19 protein-coding genes and 2 pseudogenes are annotated in these 17,357 nt (G+C 62.0%); 8 read left to right on the top strand and 13 right to left on the bottom strand.

All coding sequences use genetic code 11. From position 1 onward, the window contains the following. Positions 1–45: 45 nt before the first annotated feature. The 3 genes from AC4P1R_RS11060 to AC4P1R_RS11050 are packed head-to-tail and all read left to right on the top strand — an operon-like array spanning position 46 to position 2,554. Complete coding sequence (locus AC4P1R_RS11060) at positions 46–669, top strand: DUF1285 domain-containing protein (protein WP_069458030.1); 624 nt, start codon at positions 46–48, stop codon at positions 667–669. Next, a complete protein-coding gene (locus AC4P1R_RS11055) occupies positions 666–1,298 on the top strand; it encodes a CoA pyrophosphatase (RefSeq protein WP_069458029.1) in 633 nt (210 codons plus the stop codon). The genes AC4P1R_RS11060 and AC4P1R_RS11055 overlap by 4 nt, the downstream gene beginning before the upstream one ends. After that, positions 1,295–2,554 (top strand): CCA tRNA nucleotidyltransferase, encoded by a 1,260-nt coding sequence (locus tag AC4P1R_RS11050; RefSeq protein ID WP_069458028.1) that lies wholly within the window; start codon positions 1,295–1,297, stop codon positions 2,552–2,554. Before AC4P1R_RS11055 ends, AC4P1R_RS11050 begins: the two co-directional genes overlap by 4 nt. Positions 2,555–2,673: 119 nt before the next feature. Here AC4P1R_RS11050 and AC4P1R_RS11045 read toward each other — a convergent pair whose 3' ends face one another. Continuing rightward, positions 2,674–2,859: a DUF1059 domain-containing protein gene (locus tag AC4P1R_RS11045; protein WP_069458027.1), complete on the bottom strand. Its 186-nt coding sequence runs from the start codon at positions 2,857–2,859 to the stop codon at positions 2,674–2,676. A gap of 411 nt (positions 2,860–3,270) precedes the next feature. Here AC4P1R_RS11045 and AC4P1R_RS11040 point away from each other — a divergent pair, with 411 nt between their 5' ends. Further along, positions 3,271–3,813: an adenine phosphoribosyltransferase gene (locus tag AC4P1R_RS11040; RefSeq protein ID WP_492176920.1), complete on the top strand. Its 543-nt coding sequence runs from the start codon at positions 3,271–3,273 to the stop codon at positions 3,811–3,813. 20 nt (positions 3,814–3,833) lie between these two features. Here the strand turns inward: AC4P1R_RS11040 and AC4P1R_RS11035 are convergent, their stop codons facing one another. From AC4P1R_RS11035 to ychF, 3 genes are read right to left on the bottom strand one after another with little or no spacing between them, the layout of a single operon-like run. Next, entirely contained in the window at positions 3,834–4,304 is a 471-nt protein-coding gene (locus tag AC4P1R_RS11035) for a MaoC family dehydratase (protein WP_083265293.1), read from the bottom strand. After that, positions 4,301–4,756 carry a MaoC family dehydratase gene (locus tag AC4P1R_RS11030; protein ID WP_273360674.1) on the bottom strand — a complete coding sequence of 152 codons (456 nt, stop codon included), beginning with the start codon at positions 4,754–4,756 and terminating at the stop codon, positions 4,301–4,303. Before AC4P1R_RS11030 ends, AC4P1R_RS11035 begins: the two co-directional genes overlap by 4 nt. A 24-nt stretch (positions 4,757–4,780) precedes the next feature. After that, on the bottom strand, positions 4,781–5,884 hold the full coding sequence (gene ychF / locus AC4P1R_RS11025) for a redox-regulated ATPase YchF (protein WP_069458024.1): 1,104 nt from the start codon (positions 5,882–5,884) through the stop codon (positions 4,781–4,783). Positions 5,885–6,127: 243 nt separating this feature from the next. Here ychF and clpS point away from each other — a divergent pair, with 243 nt between their 5' ends. Then, the gene (gene clpS / locus AC4P1R_RS11020; protein ID WP_069458023.1) at positions 6,128–6,439 is read left to right on the top strand and encodes an ATP-dependent Clp protease adapter ClpS; all 312 of its coding nucleotides are present in this window, start codon (positions 6,128–6,130) and stop codon (positions 6,437–6,439) included. Positions 6,440–6,576: 137 nt separating this feature from the next. On the opposite strand, the gene pth is transcribed toward clpS, so the two are convergent. From pth to AC4P1R_RS10995, 5 genes and pseudogenes are all read right to left on the bottom strand, one after another. Next, positions 6,577–7,296, bottom strand: coding sequence for an aminoacyl-tRNA hydrolase (gene pth / locus AC4P1R_RS11015; RefSeq protein ID WP_069458022.1), 720 nt, complete (start codon positions 7,294–7,296; stop codon positions 6,577–6,579). A gap of 120 nt (positions 7,297–7,416) precedes the next feature. Beyond that, positions 7,417–8,151, bottom strand: a complete 735-nt coding sequence (locus AC4P1R_RS11010) for a substrate-binding periplasmic protein (RefSeq protein ID WP_069458021.1) — start codon at positions 8,149–8,151, stop codon at positions 7,417–7,419. A gap of 52 nt (positions 8,152–8,203) precedes the next feature. Next, the gene (locus AC4P1R_RS11005) at positions 8,204–10,570 is read right to left on the bottom strand and encodes a putative bifunctional diguanylate cyclase/phosphodiesterase (protein ID WP_151611981.1); all 2,367 of its coding nucleotides are present in this window, start codon (positions 10,568–10,570) and stop codon (positions 8,204–8,206) included. Positions 10,571–10,804: 234 nt separating this feature from the next. Next, entirely contained in the window at positions 10,805–11,413 is a 609-nt protein-coding gene (locus AC4P1R_RS11000) for a 50S ribosomal protein L25/general stress protein Ctc (RefSeq protein WP_151611535.1), read from the bottom strand. 188 nt (positions 11,414–11,601) lie between these two features. Continuing rightward, positions 11,602–12,755, bottom strand: a pseudogene (locus AC4P1R_RS10995) (benzoate/H(+) symporter BenE family transporter); the annotation flags it as partial. Between the two features lie 210 nt (positions 12,756–12,965). On the opposite strand from AC4P1R_RS10995, the gene AC4P1R_RS10990 reads away from it, so the two are divergent. The 3 genes from AC4P1R_RS10990 (at position 12,966) to AC4P1R_RS10980 (ending at position 14,691) form a co-directional block, all read left to right on the top strand. Next, on the top strand, positions 12,966–13,922 hold the full coding sequence (locus AC4P1R_RS10990) for a helix-turn-helix domain-containing protein (protein WP_069458019.1): 957 nt from the start codon (positions 12,966–12,968) through the stop codon (positions 13,920–13,922). Between the two features lie 107 nt (positions 13,923–14,029). Then, positions 14,030–14,257: a CopG family transcriptional regulator gene (locus AC4P1R_RS10985; RefSeq protein WP_116288757.1), complete on the top strand. Its 228-nt coding sequence runs from the start codon at positions 14,030–14,032 to the stop codon at positions 14,255–14,257. Then, a complete protein-coding gene (locus AC4P1R_RS10980; RefSeq protein WP_069458017.1) occupies positions 14,254–14,691 on the top strand; it encodes a TA system VapC family ribonuclease toxin in 438 nt (145 codons plus the stop codon). Before AC4P1R_RS10985 ends, AC4P1R_RS10980 begins: the two co-directional genes overlap by 4 nt. A 125-nt stretch (positions 14,692–14,816) precedes the next feature. Here AC4P1R_RS10980 and AC4P1R_RS10975 read toward each other — a convergent pair. From AC4P1R_RS10975 to AC4P1R_RS10960, 4 genes and pseudogenes are all read right to left on the bottom strand, one after another. Beyond that, positions 14,817–15,173: pseudogene (locus tag AC4P1R_RS10975) on the bottom strand (Tn3 family transposase); the annotation flags it as partial. Positions 15,174–16,333: 1,160 nt separating this feature from the next. Then, positions 16,334–16,483 (bottom strand): hypothetical protein, encoded by a 150-nt coding sequence (locus AC4P1R_RS10970; protein ID WP_165614709.1) that lies wholly within the window; start codon positions 16,481–16,483, stop codon positions 16,334–16,336. 64 nt (positions 16,484–16,547) lie between these two features. Further along, positions 16,548–16,904: a hypothetical protein gene (locus tag AC4P1R_RS10965; RefSeq protein ID WP_037461821.1), complete on the bottom strand. Its 357-nt coding sequence runs from the start codon at positions 16,902–16,904 to the stop codon at positions 16,548–16,550. Positions 16,905–16,961: 57 nt separating this feature from the next. Further along, a complete protein-coding gene (locus tag AC4P1R_RS10960) occupies positions 16,962–17,357 on the bottom strand; it encodes a PRC-barrel domain-containing protein (RefSeq protein ID WP_069458016.1) in 396 nt (131 codons plus the stop codon).

Raw genomic sequence — 17,357 nt, 5'->3', positions numbered from 1 at the left:
GCACAGTGCTTCAGGGAAAAGATCGAGGCCAATCGGGACAGAACGATGGCAGAGCCGAAGATTCAGCAGACGAGTGACGCGGCGGGCCTTGCCGCACTGATCGCTCGCGCTGCCGGTCAGACCGGCGGAGAAGCGAAGGGACTGCCTCCGGTGGAACGTTGGAACCCGCCCTTTTGCGGCGACATCGACATGGAAATCCGCGGCGACGGAACCTGGTTCTACATGGGAACGCCGATCGGCCGCCAGCCGCTCGTCCGACTGTTTTCGACCGTGCTGCGCAAGGACGAGGACGGCAGGACCTATCTCGTCACGCCGGTGGAAAAGGTTGGCATCCGTGTTGCCGATGCCCCATTCCTAGCGGTTGAGATGAGTGTGACCGCACGGAATGGAGCAAGCGTGCTGACCTTCCGCACCAATGTCGGCGATGTGGTCGAGGCAGGTCCGGACCATCCGCTGCGCTTCGTCATCCATGGTGAGAATAGCGAGCTGAAACCTTATCTGCATGTGCGCGGCCGTTTGGAGGCGCTCGTTTCCCGGCCGGTCATGTACGATCTTGTAGAGCTCGGAGAGAAGGCTCAGATCGGCGGGACCGAGATGTTCTGCGTGCGGTCGGGCGGGGCCGTCTTCCCGATCATGCCGGCGGCGGAACTGGAAGCACTGTCCCGATGAGTCGTCCGCTCTTTTCCGCCGAGGAGTTTCGTCGCCGCGCGCGAAAGCAGACGGGTGGTCCGGTTGAGACTTCCTGGCGCGATCATGGGGATTTCCTGCTCAATCCCGGCATCGTGCCTTACCTCGAGACCTTGAATCTGAAAGACGCGGCCGTCCTTGTACCGGTCGTCGACGACGGGGAGGATGCCAGCGTGATCTTTACCCAACGGACCTCGACGCTGCGCAAGCATTCCGGGCAGGTCGCCTTTCCCGGCGGCGCCGTCGATCCTGAGGATCCGTCTGTCGAGATGGCGGCGGTGCGCGAGGCCGAAGAGGAGATCGGGCTCGATCCGCGCTTCGTCGATCCCGTCGGCCGTCTGCCGCATTACATGGCGCTTTCCGGCTTCCGTATCACGCCGGTTCTCGCCGTGGTGCAGCCGGGATTCGAGCTCGTCCTCAATCCGGTGGAAGTCGAAAGCGTGTTCCAGGTGCCGCTCTCGTTTCTAATGGACCCGAAGAACCATGGGCGGGGAAGTCGCCATTGGGATGGTGCCGAGCGGCATTTCTACCGCATGCCCTATGGTGAACGAAACATCTGGGGCATCACCGCAGGCATTGTCCGCATGCTCTATGAAAGGCTTTACGCATGACCTCCATTGCCGCTGAGCCCTGGTTTCAGGCACCGGCGCTGCGCCGGGTCTTCGCGCTCTTGAACGTTGACGGCGGAGAAGCACGGGTCGTGGGGGGCGCGGTGCGGAACGCCCTTCTTGGCCTGCCAGGTGGCGATGTCGATCTCGCGACCACCTGGCACCCAGAAGACGTTGCGGAGCGGGCGAAGACCGCCGGCATCAAGGTGGTCGCAACGGGGATCGACCACGGCACCGTCACGCTCGTCGTCGACGGCGTGCCCTACGAGGTGACGACTTTGCGCGAGGACCTTGCGACCGACGGCCGGCGCGCCGAAGTCGCCTTCGGATCGGGATGGAAAGAGGATGCGGCGCGCCGCGACTTCACCATCAACGCACTCTATGCAAACAGCGAAGGTGAGATCTTCGACTATGTCGGTGGCCTAGCCGATATTGAAAGCCGGACGCTGCGTTTCATCGGTAATGCCGCCGAACGTGTCGCCGAAGATTATCTGCGCATCTTGCGGTTCTTCCGGTTCTTCGCCCACTTTGGCAGCGGCCGGCCCGACGCGGAGGGCCTCAGGGCCTGCGCGCAGGCCCGCGCGAAGCTTGCGACGCTTTCCGCCGAACGGGTCTGGACCGAGATGAAGAAGCTGCTGTCAGCCGCGGATCCCGGCCGCGCGCTTCTCTGGATGCGCCAGGCGGGCGTGCTCGGCGAGGTTCTGCCGGAGACCGAAAAATGGGGCATCGACGCTATCCCGGCCCTGATTACCGCGGAAAAGACCTTCTCCTGGGCGCCTGATCCGCTTTTGAGGCTTGCCGCGATGATTCCACCCGATTCCGAACGGATTGCGGCAATGGCGTCGCGCCTGCGTCTCTCAAAGGCGGAAGCGGCCTATCTCGTCCGGTTCGCCGAGGCGCCGGAGATCGCCGCCGCCCTGCCGGATGCGGCCCTTGATCGCGCGCTTTACCGCCACGACGCCGAGGGGACGATCGCGCGCCTGAAGCTTTCACTTGCCTCCGCCCGCCGCAAGGCCGAGACCGATCCGGCCTTTCTGGCCGAGACGGCCGCGTTTCAGCGGCTGCTGGCACGTGCGGAAAAATGGCGGAGACCGGCCTTTCCACTGACTGGAGCCGACGTCCTGAAGGCCGGCGTGGCGCCGGGGCCGCAGGTCGGAACGCTTCTTTCGCAACTCGAGAATTTCTGGATCGAGCGCAATTTCAGCGTCGACCGGGCAACGCTCGTCGCCCGGCTCGAGTCCCTGGTGCAGGCGCGCTAACGCTCCTGCATGTCTCCTTCGATCGACCTCGATTTCAGGACGAGACATGCAGCAATTCAAAGCTACAGCGACGTTTGCGCGTCTGATGAGACGCGCAGCGCTGCAAGTGGCGTCCGGCGTCACGCAGCCTGTGGCTCGTCGACGATGCGCGCCTTGATGTTGTCGACCATGTTTTCGCGGATGACCGTTTCTCCATGGGTTTCGCGCATATGCTCGACGACCCGGCGTACGATCTCCGCATCATTGTCCGCGCGGGTGTGCCAATCGCAACCGGGGACGAGCGTACCGCATTCGAATAAGCGCATGGTGTTCCTCCTTCTCTTTGGCCGTGGCCGCGGGTGCGCCGAAGTGCCGGCCTCGCTCCAGGAAGTCGAAGCGGGATGCAAGCGGAAAGTTCCGCCGACACCCTCATCCCGCTGTGTTTCGCTCTGCAAATGGGCAGCGCCGCGACCGGCCGCAACCCGGCGACAAGCCTAACATCAACTCCGGCGTTCGGCCAAATCCTGTGGGGTTTGAGTGGATCGATGCGGGTTGGGGGCAGGGCTTGCGTGTTGTCCAGCCCTCGTCCGGAAGATGCTGGCGGGCGGGTATTAAGACCCGCGCCGAGACCCGCGAAGCCGCGCAAGTCTGGCCCGAGCCGAAGAAAATCCTGTAAGTCCGCGCTTTGTTGATGCTATGGCTGCGACACTTTCAAACGCGCAAAGGCTTTCTCCAGCATGACCGTTGTTCAATCGGAACTGATTTCTGCCATTCGGAGCATTCCGGACTATCCGAAGCCCGGCATCATGTTCCGCGACATAACCACGTTGCTCGGCAATCCGAAGACGTTCCGTCGCGCGATCGACGAACTCGTTCATCCCTATGCCGGCACCAAGATCGACAAGATCGCCGGCATCGAGGCGCGCGGCTTCATTCTAGGCGGCGCGATCGCGCATCAGCTGTCCGCCGGCTTCGTGCCGATCCGCAAGAAGGGGAAGCTGCCGCACGAGACGGTCCGGATCGCCTATAGCCTCGAATACGGCGTCGACGAGATAGAGATGCACAAGGATGCAATCGTGCCGGGCGAAAAGGTAATCCTTGTCGACGACCTGATCGCCACCGGCGGAACCGCCGAAGGCGCCGCCAAGCTCTTGCTTCAGATGGGCGCGGAGATCGTTGCCGCCTGCTTCGTCATCGATCTGCCGGAACTCGGCGGGCGCAGGAAACTCGAGGCGCTGGGCGTCGACGTCCGTACGCTGGTCTCCTTCGAAGGGCACTGAGCGGAAGGCGCTTACCCGCCTCACGTAAATTCGATGACCTTGCTTTCGAAGCGGATCACGGCTTCGCCATGTTGGTTCTCGCCTTCGCAGAGGAGTGTGTTGATCTTCCAGCCGGGGCGCGATGCAAGGGCACGAGCCTCGAGCAGGGTGACTGCGTAGGTCACCGTATCGCCGGCATAGACCGGCTTCAGCCATTTGAGATCGCGGAAGCCGGGCGAAGGGCCGAGCCTCGGCGCGCAGAGTCCCTCGGCTGCAAGCCGCCGGGCCTCGTCCTCCCAGAACCGCACGAAGCACTTCATCCATCCGGCGCTGGTGTGCCAGCCGGAGGCGCAGAGGCCGCCGAAAAGCGAATGCCTGGCCTGCTCCTCGTCCAGATGGAACGGCTGCGGATCGAAGTCACGGGCGAATTGGACGACATCTTCTGCCGCAAACGTCAGGTTGCCGATTACCACCCTGCGGCCGGCGGCGTAAAGCTGCTCCAGCGTTATCATGGTCGCATGCCTCTGTCACGGCGGCGGAACATGATCGAGCCTTCCGAGACCGCAACCGTTTCGCCACTTTGGTTGGTGAGCTCGTTGCGGAACTTCACGAACCCGATGCCGGGCCGAGACGTCGATGGGCGCGATTCCATGACCAGGCTGAAGCCCGAGAGCACGTCGCCGGCCAAAACCGGCTTTTTCCAGTCCATGAAATCGATGCCGGGTGAGCCTTGCGAGGCGGAACGCCCGAGAAAGGCATCGATCATCATGCGCATGCCGATGGCACTCGTGTGCCAGCCGGAAGCGGATAGGCCGCCGAGAATGCTGCGTCGGCCGGCCTCCTCGTCGAGATGCATCGGCTGAGGATCGAAGTCGCTGGCAAAGGCGACGATGTCGGCAGGCCGGACGGCCTTCGGCCGGTAGCCGAAGCGCCGCCCCGGCGTGAAATCCTCGAAATAGAGCATCGCTGGCTCGGTGTTCATCGCATGTCAGGTGTTGAAGCGGAAGTGAATGACGTCGCCGTCCTGGACGACGTATTCCTTGCCTTCGTCGCGCGCCTTGCCGGCCTCCTTGGCACCGGTTTCGCCGCCGAATGCGATGAAATCGTCATAGGCGATCGTGTTGGCGCGGATGAAGCCGCGCTCGAAATCCGAGTGGATGACGCCGGCCGCCTGCGGCGCCTTGGTGCCGCGCGGAATCGTCCAGGCGCGCGTTTCCTTCGGGCCGACAGTGAAATAGGTGATGAGATCGAGCAGCCTGTAGCCAGCACGGATCAGCCGGTCCAGGCCGGCCTCTTCGAGACCGAGGGCGGAGAGAAATTCCCTGGCTTCCTCCTCGGGCAATTGCGCCACCTCGGATTCAATCGCAGCCGAGATGACGACCGTTTCGGCTCCCTGAGCCTTGGCCATTGCTTCGACGGCGCGGGTGTGCTCGTTGCCCGTGGCGGCGTCGCTTTCGGCGACATTGCAGACATAGAGGACCGGATGGGATGTGAGAAGGTTCAGGCCCTGCAGGATGCGCAGTTCGTCGGCGGCAAGCTTCGCCGACAGCGTCCGCACCGGCTTGCCTTCCTGCAGCAGCTTCAGCGAGGCCTCCATGATCGGAAGCTGCGCCATCGACTCCTTGTCCTTGCCGGTCGCCCGCTTGCGCGTCTGTTCGGTGCGCCGCTCGAGGCTCTCGAGATCGGCGAGCATCAGCTCGGTCTCGATGGTCTCGGCGTCCTCGACCGGATGGATGCGGCCCTCGACATGGGTGATGTCATCGTCCTCGAAGCAGCGCAGCACATGCACGATCGCATCGACTTCGCGGATATTGGCGAGAAACTGGTTGCCGAGACCCTCACCCTTGGAGGCGCCGCGCACGAGGCCGGCGATGTCGACGAAGGAGATGCGGGTTGGGATGATCTCCTTCGACTTGGCGATATCGGCAAGCCTGCGCATGCGCGGGTCCGGCACGGCCACTTCGCCGGTGTTCGGCTCGATCGTGCAGAACGGGTAATTCGCCGCCTGTGCCGCCGCCGTCTTGGTGAGCGCATTGAAGAGTGTCGACTTGCCGACATTCGGCAGCCCGACGATACCGCATTTGAAGCCCATGGCTGAAACCTGTCGTTTTCGAATTTCTTGGGCGTGGCTATGGGATAAAGGAGCCGAGCGGTCAAGCCTTCGCGCATGCAGGCGCCAGCTAAGACCAAATCTCGCCAAATGGACGCCGATTGCTGCAGCGAGGTTTGCGCATCTGATAAATGGCGCGGCGCTGCAGGCTTGAATGCCCTTGCCCGGCGCGCAATAGTGGGACTGCGAAGTCGCTGTCTTCCCATGTCATCAACGGGTGTTCCGATGAGTGACAAGGATGTTGTCGTAAGACGCAAAACCAGGACGAAGCCGAAGCTCGAGCGGCCGAGGCTCTACAAGGTCATACTCGTCAATGACGACTACACGCCGCGCGAATTCGTCGTGATGGTGCTGAAGGCGGTTTTCCGCATGAGCGAGGAGACCGGCTACCGGGTGATGATGACCGCGCACAAGCTCGGTACCTCCGTGGTTGTGATCTGTGCCCGGGACATCGCCGAAACGAAGGCGAAGGAGGCGACCGACCTCGGCAAGGAGGCGGGTTTCCCGCTCCTGTTCACCAGCGAGCCGGAGGAGTGAAATTCGGCAGGGAAAGCACAATGCTCAGATACGAAGACCTACAGCGAACCTTGCGCGACTGAAAAGACGCGCGGCGCTGTAGTGGATGGTGCGGCCCCGTTCATTCCTGTGCCCGTCACGGGAGGACGCCAGGCCCGTCAATCCTCCTTGGCGCCGAACATCTTCTTCAAAATCTCGGCCATCGGGCCGGTTGCCGGGAGCTTCTTCGGTTGGGCCGCATTGCGCGCCTGGTGGATATGGGAGCGAGCCGTCTGCTTCTTCGTGGTCTCGGGCTTTTCCGTCTCCGGCTTTCCGCCCAGCGCAAGCGCGATCTTGTTCAGAAGCTGCGAGTCCTCGCCCCTCACCAGCATGTCGGCGTTGTCGGCGATCGCGTCGAGGAGGGGCGAAAGCCAGGCCTGATCGGGCTTGGCGAAATCGCCGAGCACATGCGCGTGCACGAGATCCTTCACGCCCGGATGGCCTATGCCGAGGCGAAGTCGGCGATATTCCTTCCCGCAATGAGCGTCGATCGACTTGATGCCGTTGTGTCCGCCATGCCCGCCGCCCGTCTTGATACGCGCCTTGCCGGCCGGCAGATCGAGCTCGTCGTAAATCACGACGATGTCCTTCGGCGCGAGCTTGTAGAACCGCATGGCCTCGCCCACGGCCTCGCCGGAAAGATTCATGAATGTCTGCGGTTTCATCAGCAGCACGCGTTCGCCTGCGACCTCGCCTTCGGCGATCTCCGCCTTGAACTTCTTCGACCAGGAGGAAAAGCCCTGCCGCCCCTGGATGGCGTCGACCGCCATGAAGCCGACATTGTGACGGTTGCCCGCATATTTGGGGCCCGGATTGCCAAGTCCCGCTATAATCAGCATACGGCCAAACTCCCAGTGCTTCGAAGCGGGTCGGACGGCGTCGAATGCCTCGGCGGCTGACGGACAACTCAGCATTCCCGCTCGCCCACCCAAAACCACCGCTGTCCGGGCAAGTCAATGCTATTTCGTCGCCTGCCGGATGCCGTTCGGGCGCAGGCCGTAAGCTTCGAAGATCCGGTCCTGCGTGCCGTTGGCGATCAGCCGGTGCAGTTCGACCTGCATGCGCGAGACGATCTCCTCCGGCATGTCCTTGTGACAGGCAATGCCGTATTGCTTGCCGTCCAACCTAAGCGCCGCTTCGACCGGCGTGCCGCCGGCCCGCATCGTCTCGAAGGTCTTTTCCGAGGTCATCATCAGATCGACGCGGCCGGCGAGGAGTTTCTTGAGCGTGGAATCAAGTGTGGCGGCAAAATCGATCCGCTGAAATCCGTGCTCCTTCAGATAGCCGGCGGAGAAGTCCCCGCGTTGCGTGCCGATGACGAAATGCTTTGCCTCCTCCAGTGATTTCGGCGCCGCGGTGGCGTCCTTGCGGCGGACCATGACCATGTGGTCGACCAGAAGCGGTTCGATCCATTTGAAAATCCTGTCCCGCTCGGCGTCGTGACCGGTCGTGAAGACGCAGTGGAAAGGCTGCCTCTCGGCAAGCGCAAAGGCTCGCGCCCAAGGCAGGACCTCGATGTCGTATGGAAGATCCAAGGCCTTCATGATCAGGGCGACCTGGTCGACGGAGGCGCCGCCCGGACCGTTATCGCTCAGGTAGTTATAAGGTCGGTACTCTTCGGTGAGGAAATGGATCGTTTCGGCGTGGGCTGTGGCGGCCAGGTTGAGCAGGATTGCCAGGATCAGTTTCTTCACGCCGTATTTTCCTTTCGTCCGTCCCCAGGCTCGGACAGGATCCGGCTTCAGCCTAGCCGGTTGAGCTCGTCTTCGCCTCGGATTCGTTCTCCAGCATCGTCAGCATGCCGCTAATCGGCATGGGCCGGCTGAAGAGATAGCCCTGGCCATAATCCACACCGAGCTTGCGCAAGAGTTGCCACTGCTCCTTAGTTTCGATGCCCTCGGCCACGACCGTGCATCCCATCTGATGTGAGATGGTGCGAATGCCTTTGATGAGCATGCGGCTCTTGCGCCTGACGTCCGCGGAACTGGAACTGAGCGATCGCGTGAAGGACTGGTCGACCTTCACGATGTCGACGGGGAAGCGGTTGAGGTAGCTGAGCGAGGAATAGCCGGTGCCGAAGTCGTCGAGCGCGATACGGCAACCGAATTCCTGGAGCTGCTTCAGGACTGCGTGGACTTCGGGATTGTCGAGCATCAGCACCGCTTCGGTGATCTCGACGACGATGCGGTGCGGCGAAATGTGATGCTTGAGCAGAAGTGCCGCGAGCTTATGAGGCAAAGTGAGTTCGAACTGCAGCGGCGAGAAGTTGACGGCAAGGTAGGTTTCCTGGGTTCCATCGAGACTGGAAATCGTCGCCAGATGGCGGATCGCCTTTTCCAGCACGCGATCACCGATGCGGCTGATGGTGCCCGTTTCTTCGGCAATGTTGATGATCTTGGCCGGCGGCAGCAGGCCCTTTTGCGGGTGGTCGAGCCGCATCAGCGCCTCGAAGCCGACGATCTGGCCGTCGTGGAGGCTGACGATCGGCTGCAGCCAGGCCTCGAACCAGTCTTCCTTGAGGCCCGCCTCGATGAATTGCTCGATCTCGTGGCGCTCGCGTGCGGCGTCGAGCATGCCGGCATCGAAGATCCTCAGCCCGTTTTTGCCGTCGCGCTTGCGTGCATACATTGCCATGTCGGCCTTCAGCAGCAGGTCGGCGGCGCTTTCTGCATGGAGCGGATAGGCCGAAATGCCGATGCTGGCACTGACGGACAGGTCGTTGCCGGCGATCGGCATGGGCGCACGCAGCGCGGCTGAGATCCGCTCGCCGATCTCCCCGGCAAGCGCGATGACGTCCGTCGACTGTACGAGAATGGCGAATTCGTCGCCGCCGAGCCTCGCCAGCACGTCGTCCGGACCGAGCGCCGTGCCGATCCGCTCCACCGTGAGGCGCAGCACCGCATCGCCGGCGGCGTGGCCGAAATTGTCGTTGATCCATTTGAAGCGATCGAGGTCGATGAAGAGGCAGGCGAGTTGCATGCCGCATTGATCCGCGCTCAGAAACGCGGCATCCAGCGCGCTCTCAAAGCCCTGGCGGTTGAGGAGGCCCGTCAGGTGGTCGGTGATCGCCTGCAAGTGGTTGCGGCTTTCAGCCTGTTTCAGTGCCGTCACGTCGGTCATTACCGAGAGCGAAGTCTCGCCGCCCTTCGTTTCTGTCTCCAGGATCAGAACGGTCATGAACTCGCCGTCCGCCTTGCGGAAGGGCAGCGTGACCTCGCTGTTGGCGGGACTGTCCGCTGTGCCGGCCCGCAAACGCAGACGGTAGGCTTCCCGCCAATGCGCGTCGATGAAGTCAGTAAAAGTCCGACCGATCACGGCATCACGGCTGTAGCCGGTTGCCAGAAGCCAGTAGTCGCTGACCGCCGTCAAGCGTCCTTCTGCGTCGAGCGAGAAGAGCATTGCTGGCGTCTGATTATAGGTCTCCGTCGCCCGGGCATGCGCGGTCTTCAGCTCCGTTTCCTCGCGCGCGAGCCGGTCCTGCATCGCGTTGAAATTCGCGGCGAGCGCGCCCATTTCGTCGTGCGACGTCCAGTCGACCCGATGGCGCGAGCCGAGGCGCCGCGTCGCCTCGATCGCCGCCGTCAGCCGCATCAGCGGCCGGACCACGGTCAGGCGGTTGCCGATCAAAGCTGCCGTGAAGACGATGGCTACGGCGACGAGCAGGATGCCGAGAACCGCCCATTCGTCCTTGCTGAACCGGGACAGCATGCCGGATGCGGGAACGAGGGTTTCAAGCGTGCCGACGGTTCGGGTGCCGTTCACAGCGTCGTAGCTGATCGAGGTGCTCAGAGTATAGGCGGCGGGCGCATCGGGCTGCGCCCCGGGCAGCCGCGTGAGGACCTTGCCCGCGGTATCGCGAATAACGACGGCGCGGATGTCGCGCGCGTTCATCAGCGATCGCGCAATCCGCTCGATGCCGTCCTGATCGAAGTCCCAGATAGGCTTGCCGAGCGCCTCGCCGCTGGCCTCCATCAGCAATTCGATGTTGTGCAGGCGCTCCCGTGCGACGCGGTCGCCGGACATGCTCAGGAAGAGCATCAACAGGGGTACAACGAAAATGAGCATCGCGCTGCAGACGATTGCGACAAAACGGTGTTCCACCGAGTGCATCATGAGATGGTCCCGCCGGTGGATGGTCTTGATTTTTGCATTCGGATTCTCTTGGACTGCCACGCTGCGCTCTCCACGCGCAGCACACCATCAAATCCTTAAATGTTGCTGAAATCGTCCTTGGAAAGGCAACGCGCAAGCGTTGTCTGTGGTTGGAACAGTGAGACCCGCCCCATGGGAAATGGGGCGGGTCTCTGGATCCAGTACGAAAGTGTGCGGCAGCTCAGAAGCCCGAAATCAAGCCTCTGCTTCGCCTTCCGCTTCCGTCTCTTCGGCTTCCTGTACACGGCCGGTGATCGTCGCGATGGTGAAGTCGCGATCGCCAATGACCGGAGTCGCGCCAGCCGGGAGCTTGACGTCCGAGATGTGGACGGTGTCGCCGATGTTGAGACCGGTGAGATCGACGGTCAGGAATTCCGGAATGGCGTCAGCGGAAACGTTCAGTTCGACGTCGTGGCGAACGATGTTGAGAGCGCCACCCCTTTTAAGGCCCGGGGACTTCTCTTCATTTTCGAAGTGAACCGGAACCTGGACGGAAACCTGGCTGTCCTTCGAGACGCGCAGGAAGTCGACGTGCATGGTGAAGTCGCGGACCGGATCCAGCTGATAGTCCTTCGGCAGGACGCGGATCTTCTCGCCGTTGACGTCGATCGTCGCAACGGTGGTCATGAAACCGCCGGCGTGGATCTTCATCGTCACGTCCTTGGTGGACAGCGCGATCGAAAGCGGGGGCTGCTTGTCACCGTAGATGACAGCCGGGATAAGACCGTTGCGGCGAAGTTCGCGGGAGGACCCCTTACCAACCCGTTCGCGCGTCTCGGCCTTGAGCTCGTAACTCTGGCTCATGGTTAGACCTTTCTGGTTATTTGGAGAGTTCATCCGTCAAGGGCCAAAGCCCGGGGGCGGAAAAACCTGGAGCCGCAGGGCGACGCCATCCGCGTTGCCTCCAAGGGTGTCTGCGCGGACGCGCGGTCCATAGCGGAGAACGGCATGAAATGCAAGGCGGTACGGTTCCTATGCCTTCTGCCGGGCAAGCGGGCGAGCGCCAGCATGAGACCGCCGGCAATCAGCCCCCAAAAGGCGCCGGAGACGCCGGCGAAACTGACGCCGGATGCCGTGACCAGGAAGGTGACGGCGGCGGGCTCGCGGGAGTCGGCTTCCGTGAATGCAGCCATGGCGGAACTCGAAAAGGCGCCGATCAGGGCAAGCCCGGCCACGGCTTCGATCAGCACCGGCGGAGCGAGGCCGACAAAGGCGGTGACGACACCGGCGAGGAGCCCGAAGGCGATATAGGTGATCCCGGCATTGATCGCCGACCAGTAGCGGCGGCCGCGGTCGGGATGGGCATCGGTACCGGCGCAATGGCCGCGGTGATCGCCGCCAGATTGACCGCATGACCGCCGAAGGGTGCGCTCAGCAGCGAAAAGAGCCCCGTCGTTGCAAACAGGGGGCCGGGGTTCGGTTGGAAGTGGTTGACCTTCAGCACGGCGATGCCGGGAATGTTTTGCGACGCCATCGTCACGATGAAGAGCGGCAGCGCGATGCTGACCGCGGCCGCAGTGTTGAAGACGGGCGGGATGAGCTCCAATCTCGGAACCAGCGCCGAGGAGAGCTCGCCGAGCGCATCGTCCGGCATGTCGATGCCGAGGGCGATCACGAGGACGAAGGCAAGCAGCGCGGCCGGCACGGCATAGAGCCTGTTGACGCGGCCGACGACCGCCCAGGCGAGGACGATCGGCAGACCGAAAAGCGGATTGAAGGCGAACGCCTTTACCGGCGCGAAGCAGAGGCCGATGAGCACGCCGGCAAGCATCGCATTGGCAAGCGCCGACGGGATGGAGGAGACCATCCGGGCGAGCGGTTTCCAAAGTCCGGCGGCGACGATCAGCAGCCCGCAGAGGAGGAAGGCGCCGACCGCGGCACTGAAACCGCCTTCCACGGCACCCGAGTCCGCCAGCAAGGCCGCGCCGGGCCAGGCAATGCTTACGGGAAGCCGCGTCGCGAGGCTGAGGACAATAGCGCAGGCGCCCATCGAGATCGAAAGCGCCATCAGCCCTGAGGCGGCTTGAACCTCGCTCGCGCTGACACCGGTGAGACCGTGAAGCACAACGGCGAAGGAGCTGGCGAAGCCGACGAAGGCGGTCAGCACGCCCATGAAGAGAGTTTGAACGGAAAAATCACGAAGCATGGACGAAAAGCCTGAACTTGCGGGCGACTCGAGGTACCGATGCAGTAGCATATCGTCCGGTATATCGATGCCGGCAGCCTTCGCTGCGCGACTATCGTCCGGCTGGACCTTGCCCGCGATCGCCGGCTATAGTGCCGGTAGAATGCAGCAGCGCCGAACCCGGGAGGTCGGGGCAATCTGCCTTCGCGGACGCTTTCAGGGAGGGAGCGAATGCCTGCAGCCACGGATCATTCGGAACAGGTCTACAGGATCGCACACCAGTCTTCGGCTGCCGCGAGGTCGCCGGTTGCCGCCTCGTGGCGGCGCTGCATGACCCTTCATGGGCTGGCACCCGAGGAGGTACGGAAGCCGTGGCGCCTCACGGAGAGCGAGTTTCTCGAGGCGCGCGAACGCTCCGGCGTTTTGATTGTGGAAGCGGCCGGTGAGCTTGATCGGTTGTTCACGTTCATCGGCAAGGCGGGGTGCTGCCTTCTGCTTACGGACACAAAAGGGATAGCGCTCGAGCGGCGTGGTGCGGTCGGGGACGACGCCGATTTTCGCGGGGTCGGCCTCTGGTCCGGAACGGTTTGGAGCGAGGCGAGCGTCGGTACGAACGGAATCGGTACGGCGATCGCGGACGAACGCTCCGTCGTCATTCATCGCGACCAGCATTTCCTGAGCAGCAATATCGGGCTCAGTTGCGCGACGGCGCCGATCCGTGACGAGGCCGGGCGCCTGGCTGCAGCGCTCGATATTTCCACCTGCCGTGACGACGCTTCCGAGGGGACGCTTTCGATCCTTTCCCAGGCTGTGCGCGACGCCGCCGCGCGGGTCGAGGCGAACCTCTTCCGGCGCGCCTTCGCCGGGGCACGCATCGTGCTCGTGCCGGTGGACCGTGCCGGACCGGCGCTGCTTGCAGTCGATCGCGACGACCTCGTGCTCGGCGCGACGCGGGCGGCCCGGCAATGCTTGGGGCTCGACGACAGGCGCATCGCCGCTGGCGTTCCCGCGTCCGACCTTCTCGATGAGGGGGCTCCGCGCGATGGCGGCGAGTTGCCGGATGCCGAGCGGGCGGCTCTTCGCCGCGTGCTGTCGCGCACCAACGGCAACGTCTCGATGGCCGCCGATCTCCTCGGTATCAGCCGCGCTACGCTGTATCGCAAGATGAAGCGGCTTTCGCTGAACTGAACCTGGCCCGCTGATCCCACCCGCGGCACCTCTCGTCGGTTCAATCTTGAGAATTCCGCCCCTCTGCTTTATATGATGCGTGATGACCGATGCGCGATGAGGCAGGTATGAGGACGACACTGGCGATCGACGACGATGTTCTGGTCGCCGCCAAGGCGATGGCGGCGCAACAGCACCGGAGCGTCGGCGAAGTCATTTCCGACCTGGCGAGGCGTTCCCTCCGCCGGCCGCAGAGCGGCGGCGAGCGCAATGGAATTCCTCTGCTATCGCCCCGACCCGACGCGCCACCGGTGACACTCGATATTGTCAACGCATTGCGTGACGAATTGCCGTGACTTTCCTGCTCGACGTCAATGTATTGATTGCCTTGATCGATCCGGGCCACGTCGCCCATGATGATGCGCACCACTGGTTCGCATCGACCGGCCGAAACGCGTGGGCCACCTGTCCTATTACCGAAAATGGCGTCGTCCGGATCGTCGGCAACCCGAAATATCCCAATTTTCCCGGTTCGCCAGCACTTGTGATGGAAATCGTAGGGAAATTGCGATCGCTCCCCGGACATTGTTTCTGGCCGGACGACGTGAGTCTTGTCGGTTCAGGCAACGTCGCTTCGGCAAAGATCCTGACTTCAGCCCAGGTGACGGACACCTACCTGCTTGCGCTCGCGAAGGTGCATGGCGGCCAGTTGGCGACTTTCGATCGCAAGCTATCAACCGCGGCCGTCACCCAGGGCAATTCTGCCTTGCACCTCATCACCGCCAAGTAGTCACGGCAATTCCGCGGCAGCGACGGTGTATTGCTGCGTTTCGGCATTACTGCCCCAGTCTACCTTAGGGCATAGCGTTAGTTTCCCGCTAAACAACGCTGACGTAGAACGAAGCCTGAACGCAGTCAGGCCGCTCGGTGTTTTCCAGCCAGGTTGAGCGGTTTCCGGTCGGTTGTCTTCGCGGCACGATCCCAAAGGAAATCGCCGGAGAAGGCGATGTGCTCCCATCCGGTGAGGTATGGGTCAGGAGATCGTCCGGGACGATTTCGCCTTGTGCCCGCAGGTGCGCCACGGCGTCGGCCATATAGATCGAGTTCCAATAGACGATCGCCGCGGTGACGAGGTTCAAGCCCGACGCCCGGTATTGCTGGGCCTCATGGCTGCAATCGATGCCCCTGTCGGAACGTATAGATGGCCTGCGCCAGGGCATGGCGCTGCTCGCCTTTGTTGAGCCCGGCGTGGCAGCGGCGGCGCAGTCGCAATACGCCGACATTGTCCACCCTGGACTTCTTTAAGGTCCCAAACGCGAGACGGACGGCAGCCGTCGAAACGAGGTCACACCCGGCTATTGCGGCCGCTGAGCGCGGCTGAAGCACGGGGAACCCGTTGCAGCGCTGTTTTATACTAGAGTGTGGCCGTTGCGCCACAACTTGCCAGTAACTTTACTCCCAAGATTTCTCTGTTGGACAAGTAAAACATCCGGTGTGGTTAATACCAGCGTCCTCGTCCGTAGAAGCCGCCACCTAGCAGAATAACTATCAGAAGTATGATGAGAAGCGTGGTGATATCCATGTACGTCTCCTAGGAGTTCCTAGCACGGTGCTTTTCTCGTGATTGTACTCCAACGCTATATAACGTTTAGCACGGGGTTTTGTTCCATTTTAAACTACGCAATGATAACGCTGAAGTGAATTCCTTATCCTTGACACAACCAAGCTCACGTGCGCAACGCCGTGGTGATCGATTGACTACCTGGCCCGGTGACGACACCGACATAAAGAAACCAATGGGGTCGGCTGGTGGATACGAACCAGGTGGCAGCTCCGCCGGCCGGCACTTACAACGACACTAAGTTGCATTGGAACATTGGAACAGTTGCCCTTCGCCTGCGTTCCCTGCGTTTCCCGTCATTGCGATGGGCAACGGTCGAAGGCCATGGAACCGGTCACGATTATGCTTGTGGAAGACGAAGGGCTGTTACTCTTCGAGTTTGAAGAAGCGCTGACGGAGGCAGGCTTCAATGTCGTCGCGTGCCTCCAGCGGAACGAAGGCCGTGGAGTACCTCAGGAGCGCAGAAGGCGCAGCCGAGGGTGTGGTCACTGACATCAGGATCCCGGACAGGGCCCTGGACGGTTGGGAGGTGGCGCGCATTGTCGGGGAGATCGACCCGGAGGTAGCTGTCGTCTACATCAGTGGACACGGCGCGGTGGAATGGCCGTCGAGGGGCGTTTCAAACAGCATCGTGCTTGAGAAGCCGTTCGCCATAGCGCAGTTGGATTTCACAACTTCTCAACGGTCCTTTAGCCGACGCCTCTTCGTAAAGCGGCGGAGACGAAGGAACCAGCTTTAGGGACATTTGTTGAGCGCCCCGAAACCTCATGTGGAGGACGGCCTCCGCCCCCGTTCGCTCTTGGCTCAGCACTCAGTTTTCCTGGACAGAAACGCCATTCTGGTCGAGCCGGAGTTCAACGCCGGCCGGCTTCGTTTCCTCGCGATAGAGGTAGACGCCCAGGACTATAACAGCGACAACCAGGCCGCCAATGATCAGGTACAAGGTATTGTTTCGCTGCATGAGGGGAGCAATCCTGCCTTTGAAGAAAGTGGGCCTATCCGGCCCCAATTTTGAACAGTGTGAATCAATACCAACGGCGGCGCGTATCCGCTAAAGTCAGGCCGACAGCCACGCCCAGCAGAAAACCGACAATGCCGACCCCGCCAAGCACAGTCGCTGTGGTGCCCGGGTTTTTTCGCGCGACTTCTGATACCGCTTGGAGCTGCGTGCCTACTTGCTTCGCTGCGCCCGCCGCCGTTTTCGACGCATCGTCGTAAAGATCGGATGCCCGTTCGCGCGCTTGATGCAAAACGCCGACAGTTCGTTTCGCAAGCATCTTGTTGATCTCTGTCACTTCATTGCGAAGCGTCGCGATCTGTTTTTCTAGTGCTTCCTGCGTATCGCCGACGCCCGGAGCGGCAGGCTTAAGAGTCTCGGCCATTCAACGTGTCCTTATAATGGAGAATTAAGGAACGACAAGCGCGGCCGTCGTTCGGGATTAGCGTTTCCAGCGGCCTTCGTATTTGAATTCGGGGGCCGCCTTGAGCTGATCCTTGGTCGCGTCCATCACAGCCGTCCATTTCTTGTCGTTTTCGACGTAGGTGATTTTGACGGCCTTCGGGCTGACAATAACGTAGCGCTCGCCCATCCCGAGGACACCTCCGACCGATACGATATATCCGGTGAGCTGACCTTCCGAGAGCACCAGATCCTTGATCTCCCCGATCGACTCGTTAGCATTGTTGGTGACGTTGAGATTGACGAGATTGTAGCTCAGCACGTCGGTCGGCTTGGCGGTGACGAAGGTTTCGGTGGTCGTGGTTTCCGCTGTCTGCGCGGCAGCCGCTCCAACAATCATCGTAGTCGCAGCAAGAGCAATCAGAATACGTCGCAT

Source organism: Sinorhizobium sp. Y406 (assembly GCF_058732025.1).
The sequence above is the reverse complement of the archived record's forward strand: the minus strand, read 5'-3'. Positions and strand labels throughout refer to the sequence as shown.

Excerpts from the sequence above, each read along its gene's own strand:
- AC4P1R_RS11030 (WP_273360674.1), bottom strand. The coding sequence starts at position 4,756 with ATGCTCTATTTCGAGGATTTCACGCCGGGGCGGCGCTTCGGCTACCGG.
- pth (WP_069458022.1), bottom strand. The coding sequence starts at position 7,296 with ATGCTGATTATAGCGGGACTTGGCAATCCGGGCCCCAAATATGCGGGC.
- ychF (WP_069458024.1), bottom strand. The coding sequence starts at position 5,884 with ATGGGCTTCAAATGCGGTATCGTCGGGCTGCCGAATGTCGGCAAGTCG.
- clpS (WP_069458023.1), top strand. The coding sequence starts at position 6,128 with ATGAGTGACAAGGATGTTGTCGTAAGACGCAAAACCAGGACGAAGCCG.
- AC4P1R_RS10985 (WP_116288757.1), top strand. The coding sequence starts at position 14,030 with ATGAGGACGACACTGGCGATCGACGACGATGTTCTGGTCGCCGCCAAG.
- AC4P1R_RS11000 (WP_151611535.1), bottom strand. The coding sequence starts at position 11,413 with ATGAGCCAGAGTTACGAGCTCAAGGCCGAGACGCGCGAACGGGTTGGT.
- AC4P1R_RS11045 (WP_069458027.1), bottom strand. The coding sequence starts at position 2,859 with ATGCGCTTATTCGAATGCGGTACGCTCGTCCCCGGTTGCGATTGGCAC.
- AC4P1R_RS11055 (WP_069458029.1), top strand. The coding sequence starts at position 666 with ATGAGTCGTCCGCTCTTTTCCGCCGAGGAGTTTCGTCGCCGCGCGCGA.
- AC4P1R_RS10990 (WP_069458019.1), top strand. The coding sequence starts at position 12,966 with ATGCCTGCAGCCACGGATCATTCGGAACAGGTCTACAGGATCGCACAC.
- AC4P1R_RS10965 (WP_037461821.1), bottom strand. The coding sequence starts at position 16,904 with ATGGCCGAGACTCTTAAGCCTGCCGCTCCGGGCGTCGGCGATACGCAG.
- AC4P1R_RS11040 (WP_492176920.1), top strand. The coding sequence starts at position 3,271 with ATGACCGTTGTTCAATCGGAACTGATTTCTGCCATTCGGAGCATTCCG.
- AC4P1R_RS11005 (WP_151611981.1), bottom strand. The coding sequence starts at position 10,570 with ATGATGCACTCGGTGGAACACCGTTTTGTCGCAATCGTCTGCAGCGCG.
- AC4P1R_RS11050 (WP_069458028.1), top strand. The coding sequence starts at position 1,295 with ATGACCTCCATTGCCGCTGAGCCCTGGTTTCAGGCACCGGCGCTGCGC.
- AC4P1R_RS11060 (WP_069458030.1), top strand. The coding sequence starts at position 46 with ATGGCAGAGCCGAAGATTCAGCAGACGAGTGACGCGGCGGGCCTTGCC.
- AC4P1R_RS10960 (WP_069458016.1), bottom strand. The coding sequence starts at position 17,357 with ATGCGACGTATTCTGATTGCTCTTGCTGCGACTACGATGATTGTTGGA.
- AC4P1R_RS11035 (WP_083265293.1), bottom strand. The coding sequence starts at position 4,304 with ATGATAACGCTGGAGCAGCTTTACGCCGCCGGCCGCAGGGTGGTAATC.
- AC4P1R_RS10970 (WP_165614709.1), bottom strand. The coding sequence starts at position 16,483 with ATGCAGCGAAACAATACCTTGTACCTGATCATTGGCGGCCTGGTTGTC.